We start from the raw sequence: 16,258 nt of genomic DNA, 5'->3' as shown, positions 1-16,258 counted from the left end.
ACCTGGTCGACGGGCGCCATCACGGTTGACACCGTCAGTGGGCCGGCGCCTTCGTCACGCAGCCACCGCCCACGCACAGCGGGGACAGCTCGCCGTCCTCGTGCGTGTGGTCGTGGTGGTGGTGGTGTTCGTGCTGGTCCTGGTCGGTTTCCGGCACGACCGGCGTGGTGGTGTCGTCCTGCGGGACGTCCTCGTCCCTGAAGTCGGTCTCGGTCGGCGTGGACAAGCTGATCTCCCTCCCCTGAGGATCTGTCTCGGCCTTGCGATCCACTCAGCTGACTTCCCTGAGTGATGTCGAGCGGGCCCCTCGTACCGCTCGAACAGGGCAATGGTGGCACAACGGCTTAACGATGGAGAGGGAATTTCGCAGATTGGTTACTCGATCAGCGTCCACTCGTGCGTAAGACCGCCCCTGAATCACCCATTCAGGTACATCGCAGAACCTAGTCGTTGGGCCGGTAGCAGTCCTCGAATCCGTCCGGTTTGGGCTGATTGCCCGCGAGCGCGGCGACGACGTCGGACTGCCTGAGGTTCTCCGGGTAGCCGGGCCAGTCCGGCTCCTGACCGTTGACGTGCAGCTCGTCCAGCCAGTAGCCCGACTGGCCGGACACCTTCTCGAACTCCAGGTCGCAGCCCTTGACGCGCACCGTGACCTCGATGACCTTCTGCGACGACTTGACCGTCCGCTTGCCGACCTTCTTGGTCTTCTTCTCGGTCTCGCTGCGCGGCTCGCCGACGCCGCTGAAGCCGGCGGCCTTCAGCTCCTCGACGAACCGGTCCTCGTTGCTCGCGCAACCCACCAGGGAGGCGGCGAGGCCCAGGGCCAGCAGCACGGGCGTGAACTTCGTGGTCATGGCGGACAGCCAACAGCGGCGGCCGCGGGCGCGTGCGGTGGTTGATCAACCGTTACCGCGCCGTGACGCCGTCGTGGCGTTACCCCGATCGACCGACCGGCGGCGCGCGACCGGCGCAAGGTCGGCGGGAAGCCGAATCGACCGGCGAACGACCGACAGGACCGGCCACGTTCCCTCTTTAGGGTGACGCCGTTGATCACGGCCGCCGACCGGTACCGGGGGGATCCGCCATGAATGGGTTCGGGAGCCGGGTGGGGACCGCCACCGGCGCGGTCCTGCTCGCCACCGCACTGACCACCGGCTCAGCCGCCGCCCTCGCCGCCTCACCTGCCTCGGCTGCCGCCCCGGCCGCGGGTCCGCCCGCCGCCGGGGCCGCCGCGCCGCTCGACAGCCCGCCGCCCGCCGCGTCGGCCGCCGGCTTGCCCGCCGCGCCGACCACTCGCGCGTCCACCGCGCCGGCCGGCGGGTCGGCCGTCGCCCCGGCCGCCGACCGGCCCTCGGCCTCCGCCCCCGAACGCGCCGCCCTCCAGGCGGCGCTGGACGCGGCCGTCGCGGTCGGGTCGCCGGGCGCGTACGCGGGGGTCGTGGACGAGGCCGGGCGGTGGTACGGGCGCGGCGGGGTCGGGGACCTGGTCCGCGGTGGCGCGCCCGATCCGCGCGGGCGGTTCCGGGCCGGCAGCGTCACCAAGGCGGTCGTCGCCACCGCCGTGCTCCAGCTCGTCGCCGAGGGCCGCGTCCGGTTGGAGGACCGCGTGCAGGACCGGCTGCCCGGCCTGCTGCCCTACCGCGAGCCGATCACCGTGCGCCACCTCCTCCAGCACACCAGCGGCATCCCGTTCACCGAGCGGTGGGACACCCCGGAGGAGATCGACACGACCCGGTGGCGGCACCAGTCGCCGGACGAGACGATCCGCCTCGGCACCGAGGGCCGGCCGCTGTCCTTCCCGCCCGGCCAGGGCGTCGAGTACTCGAACACGAACTACGCCGTGCTCGGCAAGCTGGTGGAGCGGGTCACCGGCAACCCGCTGCACACCGAGTTGCAGCGGCGGGTGCTGGACCGGGCGGGCATGGGGGACAGCCACCTCCCGTACCGCCGGACCGGCGTCGACCGGCCGGCCGCGCGCGGGTACGAGTGGCTGCGCGGACCGGAGGCCGGGCCGACCGACGTGACCGAGTACGAACCGTCCCGCTTCTGGGGCTCGGGCAACCTGGTGTCCACTGTGGACGACCTGAACCGCTTCTTCCGCGCCCTGCTCACCGGCAAGCTCCTGCCGGCCGCGCTGTCGGCCGAGATGCGCCGGACCGTGCCGGGCGACGTGCCCGGCGTCGAGTTCGGGCTCGGCCTCATGCGCATCCCGCTGCCGCCCGGCTGCGCCACGTCGGAGATCTGGGGCTTCAACGGCTCGGTCCCCGGCTACCACACGTGGAGCATGCACACCGCCGACGCGGGGCGGCAGATCACCGTGGGCGTGACCACCAACCTGACCTCGCCGGCCGCCCGCGACGCCGCGCTCAACGCGATGCTGATGGAATTCTGCGGCCCGGAGGCGGCGGGCGCGCCGGTTCGGCTGGCCCCGCTCGGGTAGGCGGGCGATGCTGGACGCGATGGCAGTCCAGCGGGAACCCACCGACTCGGCGCTGGCCGACCTCGTCGCCCGACAGCGGGACGAGATCGACCGGCTGCGGGCGGCCGCCCGCAGGCAGGCCGTGGTGGAGCAGGCCAAGGGGGTGCTCGCCGAGCGGCTGTCGTGCCGGCCCGACGAGGCGTTCGAGGACATGGTCCGGCTCGCCCAGGCGACCGGCAGCGATGTGGCCGTCATCGCGGCGGGCGTGCTGGACGTGCCGCCGCCGCAGCGGGACGCGCCCGCCGGGAACCTGTTCGACGCGGGGCGCTCCGCGCGGCGGATCGCCATCCCCGAGCCCGCGCCCGCGCCACCGGGCGAACGCCCGCCGCGGCCGGTCGCCCTCGCCGCGATCGGCAGCGCGGCCGACCCCGAGGAGCTGGCCGACCTCGTCCGCGAGCACGTCGGCTGCGAGGCCGTGCTGGTCTACGTGCTGGAACCGGACGGCGGGCTGCGGCTGGAGGCGGCCGCGAACGTGCCCGCCAAGGTGCGGCTGGAGTGGGAGCGGGTGCCGCTGCAACTGCGCACCGGCACCCTCGACGCGGTGCGCGCCGGCCTCCCGCAGTGGCTGCCCGACCTCGCCGAGGCCCGTCGGCGGTACTCCCTGATCGGCGACCCGGAGACGGTGTGGCGGTCACGCGCCTGGCTGCCGTTCCGGGACGGCACGCGCACCGCCGGCGTCGTCGGGCTGCTGTGGGCCGATCACCACGACTTCCCGCCCGAGGAGCAGTGGGAGCTGGAGGTGGTGACCCGCACGGCGGGCTCCACGCTGCTGTCGCTGAGCGCCGAGGGCGGCGGCCACGGGCGCAACTGGACCCTCTGGGCGCAGCACCTGCTGGACGTGCTGCCCGGCTCGGTCGCCCTGCTCGGCGCGGTCCACGGCCCGGACGGCGAGGTGGTGGACTTCCGGTTCGAGGCCGCGAGCCCCGACGCGGTGGACATCGCCGGCCGCCGGTACCGGCAGCTGGTCGGGCGCAGCATCCTGGCGAGCTACCCCACCGTGGCGGGCAGCGAGCTGTGGCACGCCTACCACCGCGTCCTGAGCACCGGCGTCCGCGAGGTCGTGGACACGTTCGACTACGAGGAGAACACCCCCGGGCTGCCGCAGCACGGCCGGTTCACGCTGACCGTCGGCAAGTTCGGTGACGGCCTGATCCTCTCCTGGCACGAGCACGAGGACCCGCTGCAACTGGAACGGCTGCGCAGCGTGCAGCGGCTGGGCAACATCGGCTGGGGCGAGTGGAACCTCGTGACCAACGAGATCGACTGGTCGGACCAGCTCTACGTCATCTTCGACCGCGACCCGGCGCTCGGGCCCATGTCGCTGGACGAGATCCGGAACTCCGTGGTCGCCGAGGACCTGCCGATCCTGCAGAGCGCCGTGCGCCGGATGCTGGAGCGGGCCGAGCGCGCCGACTCCGAGCTGCGCCTGCGGGCGGGCGACCAGGTCCGGTGCAGCCGGTTCATCGGCGAACCGGTGCTGGACGTCCAGGGCAGGCCCATCCGGCTGGACGTGGTGCTGCAGGACGTGACCGCGATGCGGCGGGCCGAGAAGCGGGTGTTCGACCTCAGCGAGCAGTTCGCGCAGGAGCACCAGGTGGCGGACCACCTGCGCACCGCCGTGCTGCCGCTGCCGAGCCGGCCGCTGGAGCTGCCGGGCATGAAGGTGGCGGTGCGCTACCTCGCCGCCGAGCAGTGGGCGGAGGTCGGCGGCGACTGGTACCACGCGTTCCCGATCGACGACGGCAGCGCCGTGCTGGCGATCGGCGACGTGGCGGGCCACGGCCTGGCGACCGCGGCGGCGATGGCCAAGCTCCGGTACGCGCTCACCGGGGCCGCGCTGACCAACCCCGACCCGGCGGGCGTGCTGGACGTGCTGAACCGCATGCTCACGCACGGCTCCGACGTGACGCTGGCGTCGGGCATCGTCGGCCGGTTCGAGCCGACGACGCGCCGGTTCTCGTGGGCGCAGGCGGGCCACCCCGCGCCGCTGCTGCTCCGGGCGCACGAGGTGCACCGCCTGGACCGGCCGACGGGCCCGATCCTCGGCGCCGTGCGCGGGGCCGTCTTCGCGACCGCGCGGATCCTGCTCGCACCCGGCGACACGCTGCTGATGTTCACCGACGGCCTGATCGAACGCCGCCCGTCCGCCGGCGCGCGCGGCGACGACCTGGAGCGCCTGATGGACGAGATCCGCACGTTCATCGCGGACCTCGACCCGGCCGAGATGCCGGAGGCCCTGACCTCCCGCCTGGTCCCCGCGACGCCGCTGGACGACACCTGCATGGTCGCGGCCACCGTCATGGCCTGACCGCGCCGCCCGGTCCGGGAGGTCGTGCAGCGACCGCGTTCGGCCGGGGTCGTGGTGTGGTCGTGCTGCCCGGTCCGGGAGGTCGTGTAGCGACCGCGTTCGGCCGGGGTCGTGGTGTGGTCGTGCTGCCTGGTCCGGGAGGTCGTGTAGCGACCGCGTTCGGCCGGGGTCGTGGTGTGGTCGTGCTGCCCGGTCCGGGAGGTCGTGCGGCGACCGCGTTCGGCCGCGGTCGTGGTGTGGTCGTGCTGTCCGGTCCGGGAGGTCGTGCAGCCACCGCGTCCGGCCGCGCTCATGGCGTGGGCGCGCCGCCCGCCGCCTCGTCCGGCACGAGGAGTTCGTCGGCGAGCGCGGCGACCGCCTCCGGCCACCGCCCGGCCAGCCCGCCGACCGCGGTGCGCCACCGGACCAGCGTGGTGGCCCGGGCCATCAGCCGCGCCGCCTCGTCCTCACCGCACCGCTCCGCCAGGAGGACCGACAGCTCGCCGCGGACGTCCGGGTCGGCCACGGACGCCACCGCGCGCCGGACCCAATCCACCGCTCCGAACGCCTCGACCGCCGTGCGCAACGCCTTCGCCAGGAGCCCGGGGTCGTCGATCAGGTGCACCGCCCGCTGGAGCCACGACCCCGCCTCCTCCCGACCACGCGCCGTGTCGGCCACGACCTGCACGAGCCCGTGCAGTGCCCCGACCCGGTCCCGCGGCTCGGTCGCGGACGACGCCGCCCCCAGCGCGCGGTCGAACGCGGTCGTGGCCGTCGCGGTGTCCCCGACGTGCAGCGCGACCGTCGCCGCGCCCGCCCACGCGGCGGCACGCGCGCCGGGCCGGGTTGTCGCCGCCGCGGCCTCGGCGAGGTCGCCGAGCAGGCGTCGCCCCGGTCGGCCCGTCGCCTCCACCACGGCCCGCAGCGCCCACGCCCGCTGCTGCGCGGCGTCGATCGACCGCGCCAACCACTCGGCCCGCGCCAGGTCGCCGGCCCGCGCCGCCGCCTCGGCCGCCGCCCGCAGCACCCGGCCGCGCTGCGCGGGCTCCACCAGGCCCGCCAGCCTCTCGGCCCGGTTCACGTCGCCTGCCTCGACCGCCGCTTCGACCACCGGGAGCAGCGCCCACGACCGCTGCCGGGCGTCGGTGGAGAGCGCCAGCGCCTCGGCCCGGTCCAGCTCGCCCGCGCGGGCGAGCGCGTCGGCCACCGCGCGGTGGACGTCGCTCGCGACGACCGGGTCCGTGGTCAGCCCGGCCAAGCCGTGCGCCCGGGCGAGGACTTCGGCGGCCCGCCCGTGCTCCCCGACCTCGCGCAGGCGGTCGAACAGGGTGGTGGTCATCGCCCGTGCCACCGGCCCGGGGACGTCCGCGCCGGGGTCGGCCAGGCTCGCGCGGCGCGCCACCGCCACCGCCCGGGAGGTCAACCGCGCCGCGCGCCTTGTGTCCCCCAGCCGTGCCGCGGCCGCCGCGAGCCGCACCAGCAGCACACCGCGGGTCTTCGGGTCGGCCACCGACCGGGCGGCCACCTCGGCCACGTCGACCGGGCGCGCGGCGCGCACGAGATCGCAGACCCGGACGGCCGCGGTCACGACGCCCTCCAGCGCCCCCTGCCGCTCGGCGGCATCCGACTCCTGCCGCGCGGCGGCGGTCGCCTCTTCGAGCAGCGCCCCGGCCGAGTCCGCGTCACCACCGCGCGCCACCACCACCGCCAGCGAGCACAACACCTCGTTCCGGTGTTGGCGCCGCGGGATCGCCCGTGCCGCCGCCTCGGCGCGGACGATCAACTCCGCCGCCCGCGGCGGGTCGGTCGCGGCGGCGGTCGCCACCAGCTCCAGCCCCTCGCGGTAGGGGTCGGGCGTGAACCGGGCCGTGTTCTCCGCCGCGGTGGTGAGCCGGGCCGCCCGGTCCGGGACGCCCAGCTCGAACCACGCCCGCGCCACGGCCACCAGCACCCGACTCCGCTGGTACCGGTCCGGGATGGTCTGCGCCGCCTGCTCGCACAGGGTCAGCAACCGGTCCGCGCCGTCCGCGCCCACGGCGTCGACCAGCGCGGCCGTCGCGGTGCCGCCGCGCAGTGCCGCCTGCTCGGTCAAACCCTCATCGGCCAACGGTTCGAGGTGCTCGACGTACTCGTGCGGGTCGAAACCGGTGAGCACGCGGGCGATCGGCCACCGCAGCGCCGTGGACCGGCGTTCGTCGTCGGCGATGTCCCGGGCCGCGTCCGTGACCTCGATGAACAGCCGGACGGCGAGGTCGAGGTCGCCGCTCGCCCCGGCCTTCCCCAGCACGCCGGCCAACGACCGGGACCGCAGGTAGGGGTCGGCGATGTCCCGGGCCGCCTCGGCGCGCAGGTCCGGCAGGTCCGGTCCGGGGCTGCCCGCGATCCGGACCAGGAGCTCGTCGCGCAGGTCGTCGGGGACGTCCTCGGCGGTGTCGACCGCCTCGCGGAAGAAGCCGGCGAACCACTCGTGGTCGCCGCGCTGCGCGACCAACGCCAGGGCCGTGCTCCGCATCGACGGGTCGGTGATGCGGCGGACCACCTCGGCGACGAGGTCCGGTCGGCCCGCAGCGGCCGCCACCGCGGCCAGCCCCACGTGTGCCAGGTCCCGGTGCGGGCCCGCCGGCAGCGCGCGAGCCGCCTCGACCGCGTGCGGGATCAACTCCGGCGTGCCCTGGCCGGGCCGCGCGAACAGGCCGGCCCGCGCGCTGAAGGTGCTCCACTCGTCGAAGGCTCCCCCGAGCCGGGGGTCCGTCGGGTACGACTCGAGGTTCACCAGGTGCGTCAGCACGGCCTCGACCACGTCCGACCGCTGCCCGGCGTCCTCGACCGCGACGGCGACCTCCACCGCCTCCCGCGCGAACTCGTCCGCCCGAGCGGCACGGCCGGCCCGGGCGGCGTGCACGGCGGTGGCGGCGAGGACCGACCCCAGGGCTTCCGCGCGCAGGGCGGGATCCGCTATCCCGTGGGCGATGCCCTTCGCCACCGCCACCTGACCCGAGCGGGCGGCGCGCACCGCGGTCGCGATCACCCGCGCGTTGCGGCGAAGGGGAGTCGGCAGGGCATTCGCCGCCCTGCGGAAGAGGGTTCCGGCGCGATCGGCCCGGCCGAGCCGGTCGGCGACCTCGGCGATCCTCGTCAACGCCTCGGCTCGTCCGGCGACCTGCCGGATGCTCCGTGCCCAAGCGGTCCACTCGCCGAGCAGCGCGTCCACCTCGGTCCCGGACGGCGTCGCCACCCCGGACGCCACGGCGTCGAGCTTGCGCGCGGGCGAGGCGATCAGGCCGAGCACCGACTCGGCCAACGCGGGCCGGCCGGATCCCTTGGCCGCCCTCGCTATCGAGAGCAGCGCGCTGTCGCGCGCATGCGCCGGCACGTGCCGGGCGGCGCGGATCGCGGCATCCAGCACGAACGGCTCGACGGGCCGCACGATCGGCAGCGACGGCCCGACCGGGCGCTCCGCCGGGAACACGAGCTCGACCTGCGTTTCGAGCAAGGCGTCGTCCTGGGCGGTGAGGGTGGCCACGAGGCTGAGCGCCCGGCGTCGGCGCACGTCGGGGTCGGCCGGGCCACCGGCGTGGTCGACCGCTTCGTCCAGGAGCCCCACCGCGAACGCTTCGCCGCACACGGTGGCCCCGGTCAGCGCGATCCGCGCGAGCACCGACGAGGAGTCCCGGTGGTCCTGCCGCGCCCGTGCCGCCTCGACGCAGCGCTGGACCAGCCGTTCCGCCGGAGCCGTCCCGGCGAACCCGGCGGGGTGGGCCGACACCACCGCGAGGACGTCGAGCAACGCGGTGAGGCGGCGCTCCGGGTCGATGAGGGCCTCGGCGTCGTCGGTCGCCCTCGTCACCAGGTCCGCCGCGTCGCCGGTCGACCCGTCCGCCTCGACGGCGTCCCGCAGCTTCGCCAACGAGGCCGCGGCGAGCAGGGCGTTCCGCTCCGCCGGGTCCGGCACGGCGGCGACCAACCCGTCCGCCACCCCCGCGTCGAGTGCCTTCCCGGCGAGGGTCACGCAGGCATCCCGGGACGAGTTGGTCACGCGCGCACCCTCAACGTCGTCCCGGAGCAGGGCGAGCACCCGTGCGACGTCGTCGGGCGTGGTGGCCGCCGCGACGAGGGCCCGGAAGCCCGCTTCCCACGACGTGCGCGTCGTGACGGTCGCCACGATCGCCGCCGCCTCGGCCACCCGCCCCGCCAGGGCGGTGGCCACGTGCGTCAGTGCCTCGTCCCGCCTCGCCCGGTCCGGGATGGACCGCGCCAGCGTCTCCGCCCTGGCCGGGTGACCCAGGAGCGCCCACATCGCGGGCAGGGTGACCGGGATCGTGGTGTTGCGGGTGGTGAGGCGGTCGCGGTGGAAGGCCAGGCGGGCCAGGGCGGCGAGGTCCGGGGACGGGTGGGCGAGCAGCGCGGCCTGGGCGGCGGTGATCTCGGTCAGCGCGGCGGAGTCGCCGCCCGACACGTCCAGCAGGCGGTCCTGCCGCTCGCGGCTCGTCGCGCAGGCGACCATGCGCGCGGTGTCCTGCTCGGAGGCGAGCACGTTGTGGTAGCCGCGCAGCAGGTACTCCGGGGTCCCGCGGGGCCACCCGCGCGCGGCGTACTGGTCGGCCCACGTGTGCAGGCGTTCCCGGTAGGCGGCCAGTCGGGTGCCGCCCAGCATCTCGCGCGCCCGGACCTCGAGTTCCTCGTGGCCCAGGACGTAGGACTCCGGCGACGAGCCGGGGGAGTAGTGGCTGTCGCGCCGGGTGAAGCTGCGGCCCGTCACCGCGCCCAGGTGGTCGGCCACCTGCCAGGTCGACCACCCGGTCAGCTCGGACAGGTCGGCGGCCGTCAGACCGCCGCCGGCCGCGGTGACCAGGCCGAGCAGGTCCTGTTCGGCGACGGACCCGCCCAGGAGGTCCTTCAGCTCCCGCTCCATGTCCGCGCGGACCGCCTGGGCCTTCGGCGACGGCGCGAGCACGCGCACGATCGAGGGGTCGCGCAGCGGGTGGTGATCCGGCACGTCGGTCGGGATCGGCGGGTCGGGTCGCCCGGCGACGACCACGCGCATGCCGGCCGGCAGGGTCGCCGGCAGCAGTTGCGCGATGCTGTGCGCGTCGGAACCCGTGGTCACGCCCCGGTCCTCGTCCAGCCCGTCCACCAGCAGCACGAACCGCTCGCCGCGCTCCCGGCACGCCTCGGCGGCTTCGGCGAGCAGGCCGAGCAGGTGGCTCTCGCGGGTGAACTCGGTCAGGAACGGCGGCTGCGCCTGCCCGAGGATCGTGAGCAGCTGCTCCAGCACGTTGTCGAGGAACGCCAGGCGGTTGTTCTGCCCGGCCCACCGCGCCGTGACGAAGAAGGACACGATCCGGACGCCCGGCGGCGGGTGGAGCACGAACCACGACAACAGCGCCGACTTGCCCGCCCACGGCCCTGCCCGCCACCAGCGGTAGCCGTCCGCGTCCCCGGAGCAGAACGCGGCCAGCTCGGCCAGCTCCGCGTCCCGGCCGACGAGCGCGGGCGGGGCGATCCGCGCCACCTGGTGCCGGTAGCGGGTGCGCACCGGCACGGCCGTGTGCAGGTTGACGTCACCGACGTGCACGCCGCCGACGTACCGCCGCGCGTCCACCGCGGCGTCGCGCCCCGCCTGCACCACGGTCCCCGACGAGGACGCGTCCGCCGACTGCGCGACACCGTCCGGCCGTTCACCCACCACCACCCGCCCATAATCCAACGCGAACCGCCTCGCGCGACCACGACACGGGATTTCCCGCGCGGCGCCCGCACTACTGCGGCCGGCCGGTCGGCGTGCCCGCGTCGCCGCGCAGCTCCAGCGCGATCTGCGTGGCGTCCACGTTGCGCAGCGCGACGGCCAGGACCTCGGCGTCGAACGTGCCGTCGTCGCGGGCGTCCAGGAGCGCGTCGCGCTGGGCGGAGAGCACCGACAGCCGGTGCCGCCGCTCCGACTCGCCCTCCACGCGCGGGATCCGTTCGGCGACGCCCCGCAGCAGCGACAGCACCCGCTTGCGCTCGGCGTCCTGCTCGGGCGCGTCGGCGTCCGCGCGGACCGGGAACAGGACCGCGACCAGCGGTCCGATCGTGCCGCCCTGGGCCAGCAGGGACAGGGTGGCCACGGCGAACGCGACGAAGACCAGCAGCGGCCGGTGCGGCGCGTCCTCCGGCAGCGTCTGGGCGGCGGCCACGGTCACCGCGCCGCGCATGCCCGCCCACACCACCACCGCGCCCTCCCGGACGCCGAGCGGTTGGCGCACCAGGTAGTCGATGTCGGCCAGCACCCGGCGAACCCTGGTCGTCAGGCGGTCCAGGTCGCGCCCCGCCCGCGCCGGCAGGTCGCCCGACTGGAGGCGCCGGTGCACGGCCGCGATGCGCGGCTGGAGCGCCTCGCCCCGCCGGGCCCGCCGCCGCAACGCCCACAGCAGCGGCGTCACGAAGGCCGCCCGCACCGCCAACGTCACCAGCAGCGCCGCCGCCGCGATGCCGATCGCCGCGCCGAGCCCGGTGTGCTCGCGGTCCACCTCGGCCAGGACGGTGGCCAGCTCCAGGCCCATCATGAGGAACACCAGCCCCTCCAGGACCAGTTCGACGCTCGCCCAGTTCTGCGAGTCCGACAGCCGGTGCCGGGGCGGCAGCCGGCGCGGCGCGCGGATCCCCGTGACCAGCCCCGCCACGACCGCCGCGACGAGGCCGGAGCTGCCGACCAGCTCGGCCGGCACCGAGGCCAGGAAGGGGACGGTGAACGACAGGGTGGTGTTGACCGTCGAGTCGTTCACCCGGCTGCGCACCGCGAGGTTCGCCCAGCCGACCACCGCGCCGACCGCGACGGCCACCACGACCGCGTACGCGAACGTGCCCAGGGCGTCCCAGAACGAGAAGCCCACGGCCGTGGCCACGACCGCGGTGCGCAGCAGCACCAGCGCGGTGGCGTCGTTGAGCAGGGACTCGCCCTCGAGGATGACCACGACCCGGCGCGGCACCCCGGTCCTCTTGATGATCGAGGTCGCGACGGCGTCGGTCGGGCTGATGATCGCGCCGAGCGCCACGCCCCAGACGAACCCGAGCCCGGGGACCAGCCGGACCAGGAGCAGCCCGAGGACCAGCGCGCTCGCCACGACCAGCAGGACGGACAACCCGCTGATGGCCCCGAACTCGCGCCGGAAGTTCATCGCGGGCATCGACACCGCGGCCGCGTACAGCAGCGGGGGCAGGAGCCCCTGCAGGATCCACTCCGGATCGACCCGGAACTCCTCCAGCACCGGGGCCAGGCTCACGCCGATGCCGACCAGGACGAGCACGAGCGGTGCCGCCACCCCGACCTTGGGCGCGAACACCGCCGCGGCGGCGATGACCAACAACGCCAGGACCGCGACCGCCACGTCCGCGATCACCGACACCTCCTCCGCCGGCCGCCCACCGCCCACCGCCGCCCACCGCCCACCGGCCGTCCGGGCACCGCCGACCACCGGCCGCGAACCAACCCGCGAACCACCGGCCACCGGCTCTCGGCCGCCGGCGTGCACCGGCGATCGCAGCCCACCCGGCCGCCGAGCCCGCGTCCTGCGCCCCGAGCACCCCGACCCCCGGGGCCCCGGCGGTCGGCGCACCCGCGACCGGCGTCCCCCGGTCAGTTCCGGCGAGCCGTCATCAGCATGTAGTGCGGTTCCCCGGTCCGGATGCAGTTGGCGAACACCGAGTCCAGCGCCGCGATCGCCTCGTCCCCGTACTCCGCGGCCAGCTCGTCCCGGTGCGCCCGCAGCCGTTCCAGCAGCAGGGGGTAGTGCCGCTCGGTCTGCTCGCTGATGTCGAGGTACTCGGTCAGGTACAGCCCCGCGTCCCGCAGCATCGGCGGGTACTCCTCCAACCGGTGGAACGGCGCGTTCAGCGCGGCCCGCCGGTACTCCTCGATCATCCGCAGCCGCTCGCCGGTGAACGGGGTCCGCTCGTAGAAGTCCGTCAACGCCAACCGCCCACCGGACCGCAGCACCCGGCCGACCTCGCGGAAGACCCGCGGCCGGTCCGGCATGTGCACCAGGGACTCGATGGCCCACGCCGCGTCGAACGACGCGTCCTCGAACGGCAGGTCGCCCGCGTCGGCGACCCGGAACCGCACCTGCCCGTCCAGCCCGGCGGCCCGCGCCCGCGCCGCGGCCTCCTCGACCATCGCGGTGCTGGTCGAGATGCCCACGACCTCCGCGCCGGTCTTGCGGGCCAGCCGCATGGCCGGCGCACCGAGCCCGCACCCGACGTCGAGCACCCGCAGGCCGGCCGTGACGCCCAGCCGCTCGATCATCACGTCGGTCAGGTTGTCCATGGCCTGGTGCAGGGTGCTGGCGTCCTCGCGGGAGTGCCAGTACCCGTAGTGGACGTTGTCCCCGGCCAGCCGGCTGATCAGGGGCAACGCGTTGTCGTAGAACGCGATCACGTCGGTGCTGCTGGGGACGTACTGGGTGGTCATCGGACGCCTTTCCGGTCCGTGCGGCGAACGCGGTCGGTCATGCCGGCTTGTGCCCGGCCACCAGCACGTAGCCGAGCTTGCCGCGGCACACGTCGAACACCGGCTCCAGGCTCTGCTCGAACGCCCGCAGCCGCTCCGGGCCGTACGCCTCGGCGAGGGCTTCGCCGCGCAGGCGGAACAGCGCGGTCATCTCGTCGTAGGTGCGCAGGACCCTTGCGCCCCACTCCTGGCGCTGCTCGACCACGAGGCCGGCGCCCGCCACGAGCCCGCACAACGCCGACGACGTCGGCGGGTCGAGGATCGCGTGCGTGGCAAGGGCTTCCCGGTCGGCGGGCGTCAACACGGCCTCGGCCGTGTACTCGGTGACGGCGAACCGGCCGCCGGGTCGCAGCACCCGGCTCAGCTCCCGCAGCCACCGCCCCTTGTCCAGCGCGTTGGGCAGGGAGTCGAACGCGAGCACGGCGTCGAAGGCGGCGTCCGGGAACGGCAGGTCGGCGGCGTCGGCGTGGCGCGCGGTCACCCGGTCGTCCACCCCGGCGGCCGCCGCGCGGCGCGTGGTCTCCCGGGCCTGCCAGGTGCTGTTGGTGACGCCGGTGACCCGCACGCCGAGCCGGCCCGCGATCCGGATCGCGGGCTCGCCTACGCCGCAGCCCAGGTCGAGCAGGTGTTGGCCGGGCGTGAGCGCCAGCGCCTCGGCGACGAGGTCGGTCGTGCGCTCCAGGGCCTCGGCGAACGGGGTCGGGTCGTCCTCGGAGGTCCAGTAACCGAGGTGGACGTTGCCGTGGTAGATGTCGACCAGGTCGCTCATCTCGTCGTAGATCTCGCCGATCTCGTCGGCCTGCTGCCTGACCGGGCTGGACACCGACCCAACCCCTTTCGGTTCACGACGGGTGGTCCTCGCACCACATTGAACTACAACATCATGTATCTCCCCGGCGCCGGCGGCGCTTGTAGCCGGACGGGTGAACGCGTTCCGCGCCGTCCACTCTTCGTGTCCATGGTGGACATCCAGGCTCGTCTGGTGCTTTGAGGTGCAAGCGACTTCGATCGGTCCCTCGGGCGGGTGAAATCGCCGTCCGGCCCGGTCGAGCGGGCCGCGGACCGGGTCCGGATCAGTTGAGAAACTGATAGCTTGTGGAGGTTCGTGTGACCCACAGCCCCCACTGGGAGCCCGGCATGACCGACACCAGCGCGTTGGGCGCGGAAGTCGCGCAGATGTACGAACGGACCACCGCTCTCGTCGAGCTGATCTGGGGTCCGAACCTGCACTTCGGCTACTGGACCGGCCCGCACGACGCGAGCGGGAAGGCCGAGGCGCAGGACCGGCTGACCGACCTGATGACCGAGCGCGTCCCGCTCGTCCCGGGGCAGCGCCTGCTGGACGTGGGGTGCGGGGTCGGCCACCCGGCGCTGCGGTTCGCCCGGCGGACGGGCGCGGACGTCGTCGGCGTGACGATCGCCCCCAACCAGGTGGCCGCCGCCACTGCCGCCGCCCGTGCCGAGGGGCTGGCCGACCGCGTCGCCTTCGACCTGGCCGACGCCGCCGCCCTGCCGTTCCCGGACCGGAGCTTCGACGGCGCGTGGGCGCTGGAGAGCATGCCGCACATGGAGGACCGCGCGGCCGTGCTGTGCGAGCTGGCCCGCGTGCTGCGACCGGGCTCCCGGGTGGCGATCACCGACGTGGCACAGTGCGGACCGCTCAGCGAGCGGCAGCACCGGGACCTCCGCGAGCGGATGCTGGTCACGGCCCAGCCCCGGCCGGAGCTGCTGGCCTTGATCGGCGCGGCCGGGTTCGAGGTCGTGGAGGTCGTCGACATCACCCGGAGCACCTTGCGCACCACGGATTTGACCAGGCAGGCGCTGGAAGGCGACCGGGCCGGGCTATCCCTGCGGTACGGCGCGGACACGGTCGAGCACATGACGCGCGTCCTGGACGTCTACGACGAGGCCGTGGCGACGGGGATGGAATACCTGCTGATCACCGCGCACCTGCCGGCCTCAGGGGCACGGGCGTGAGCGGGGGCCTGCGCGAGATGTCCGACCCGGAGTGGCGGGCGTTCGTCGGCCACGGGACGCGCACCGGCAAGCTGGCCACCGTCCGCGCCGACGGCAGGCCCCACGTCGTGCCGGTCTCGTTCGTGGTGCAGGGCTCCGAGGTGCTGTTCTTCACCGGGCCGGACACGGTCAAGGGCCGGGCGTTGCGGCACGAGCCGCGCTTCGCCCTGTGCGTGGACGACGAGCGCCCGCCGTTCGCGTTCGTCCTGCTCGAAGGCGAGGCGCAGGTCGACCGGACGAGCGAGCAGGTCCGCACCTGGGCCGCGCGCATCGCGACGCGCTACCTCGGTGTCGAGCACGCCGACGCGATCGCCCGGCGCACCGAGGAACTGGGCGAGGTGCTGGTGCGCGGCCGCATCACCAAGGTCGTCGCCCGCACCGGCTCACCACCCGGCACCTCACCCGGCTCCCCGCCCGACACGGCGACCGGGACGCCACCCGGCTCTCCGCCCGACGCGGCGACCGACGCGCGACCGGGTTCTCCGCCCGACGCGGCGACCGACGCGCGACCCGGTTCTCCGCCCGGCGCGCCGGCCGTCGCTCCGCCTGGCGCACTGTCCGGCACTGCGACCGGCGCGGGATCCGGCTCTCCGCCCGGCGCGCTGTCCGACACCGCGGCCGGGACGTCGCCCGGCGCGGCGCACGGCTCAACGCCCGGCGTGCTGCCCGGAACGTCGCTCGGCGCGCGACCCGGCGTGCCGATCGGCTCTTCATCCGGTGCGGTGGAGAGCGGCTTCGACGTCCCCGACGAGCCGGGGCGGACGAGCCGCGCGGCCGGCCGGGGTGGCGGGCTGGAGGGGTTGCGGCAGCAGGGGGTGGTCGAGGACCGCACGGACGCGGGCCGCGACCGGTCGGTGTCCGCGGCGGACCAGCCGGTGTGACGTGATCGCCACCCGCCGCCCCGGCGCGAGGGGCGCACGAGACGTCCGGTCCCCGGTGCGGCGGAGGCCGAACCGCGGCCGTGCCGCCCACGGGGGCCGGGTGCCCGGTC

General features: G+C 75.2%; 10 protein-coding genes. 4 read left to right on the top strand and 6 right to left on the bottom strand.

The window, feature by feature from the left end:
- Positions 1–34: 34 nt before the first annotated feature.
- Positions 35–226 carry a hypothetical protein gene (locus ACWEFJ_RS25420; RefSeq protein WP_449715282.1) on the bottom strand — a complete coding sequence of 64 codons (192 nt, stop codon included), beginning with the start codon at positions 224–226 and terminating at the stop codon, positions 35–37.
- 217 nt (positions 227–443) lie between these two features.
- Positions 444–854 carry a hypothetical protein gene (locus tag ACWEFJ_RS25415; protein WP_378094935.1) on the bottom strand — a complete coding sequence of 137 codons (411 nt, stop codon included), beginning with the start codon at positions 852–854 and terminating at the stop codon, positions 444–446.
- 230 nt (positions 855–1,084) lie between these two features.
- On the opposite strand from ACWEFJ_RS25415, the gene ACWEFJ_RS25410 reads away from it, so the two are divergent.
- Both ACWEFJ_RS25410 and ACWEFJ_RS25405 read left to right on the top strand, forming a co-directional pair.
- Positions 1,085–2,440, top strand: a complete 1,356-nt coding sequence (locus ACWEFJ_RS25410; RefSeq protein ID WP_449715281.1) for a serine hydrolase domain-containing protein — start codon at positions 1,085–1,087, stop codon at positions 2,438–2,440.
- Positions 2,441–2,459: 19 nt separating this feature from the next.
- Complete coding sequence (locus ACWEFJ_RS25405; RefSeq protein WP_449715280.1) at positions 2,460–4,787, top strand: SpoIIE family protein phosphatase; 2,328 nt, start codon at positions 2,460–2,462, stop codon at positions 4,785–4,787.
- 289 nt (positions 4,788–5,076) lie between these two features.
- On the opposite strand, the gene ACWEFJ_RS25400 is transcribed toward ACWEFJ_RS25405, so the two are convergent.
- The 4 genes from ACWEFJ_RS25400 to ACWEFJ_RS25385 all read right to left on the bottom strand — a co-directional run bounded on the left by ACWEFJ_RS25400 (position 5,077) and on the right by ACWEFJ_RS25385 (position 14,074).
- Positions 5,077–10,458 carry a hypothetical protein gene (locus ACWEFJ_RS25400; protein ID WP_449715279.1) on the bottom strand — a complete coding sequence of 1,794 codons (5,382 nt, stop codon included), beginning with the start codon at positions 10,456–10,458 and terminating at the stop codon, positions 5,077–5,079.
- Positions 10,459–10,525: 67 nt separating this feature from the next.
- Positions 10,526–12,145, bottom strand: coding sequence for a cation:proton antiporter (locus tag ACWEFJ_RS25395; protein WP_449715278.1), 1,620 nt, complete (start codon positions 12,143–12,145; stop codon positions 10,526–10,528).
- A gap of 236 nt (positions 12,146–12,381) precedes the next feature.
- Entirely contained in the window at positions 12,382–13,212 is an 831-nt protein-coding gene (locus ACWEFJ_RS25390; RefSeq protein ID WP_378086722.1) for an SAM-dependent methyltransferase, read from the bottom strand.
- 37 nt (positions 13,213–13,249) lie between these two features.
- A complete protein-coding gene (locus ACWEFJ_RS25385) occupies positions 13,250–14,074 on the bottom strand; it encodes a methyltransferase domain-containing protein (RefSeq protein ID WP_449715277.1) in 825 nt (274 codons plus the stop codon).
- 314 nt (positions 14,075–14,388) lie between these two features.
- Between ACWEFJ_RS25385 and ACWEFJ_RS25380 the strand changes: the two genes are divergently transcribed.
- Both ACWEFJ_RS25380 and ACWEFJ_RS25375 read left to right on the top strand, forming a co-directional pair.
- The gene (locus ACWEFJ_RS25380) at positions 14,389–15,228 is read left to right on the top strand and encodes an SAM-dependent methyltransferase (protein WP_449715276.1); all 840 of its coding nucleotides are present in this window, start codon (positions 14,389–14,391) and stop codon (positions 15,226–15,228) included.
- Positions 15,225–16,148 carry a PPOX class F420-dependent oxidoreductase gene (locus ACWEFJ_RS25375; RefSeq protein WP_449715275.1) on the top strand — a complete coding sequence of 308 codons (924 nt, stop codon included), beginning with the start codon at positions 15,225–15,227 and terminating at the stop codon, positions 16,146–16,148. Before ACWEFJ_RS25380 ends, ACWEFJ_RS25375 begins: the two co-directional genes overlap by 4 nt.
- The last annotated feature ends 110 nt before the right edge of the window (positions 16,149–16,258 follow it).

The organism is Actinosynnema sp. NPDC004786 (assembly GCF_053601135.1).
The sequence above is the reverse complement of the archived record's forward strand: the minus strand, read 5'-3'. Positions and strand labels throughout refer to the sequence as shown.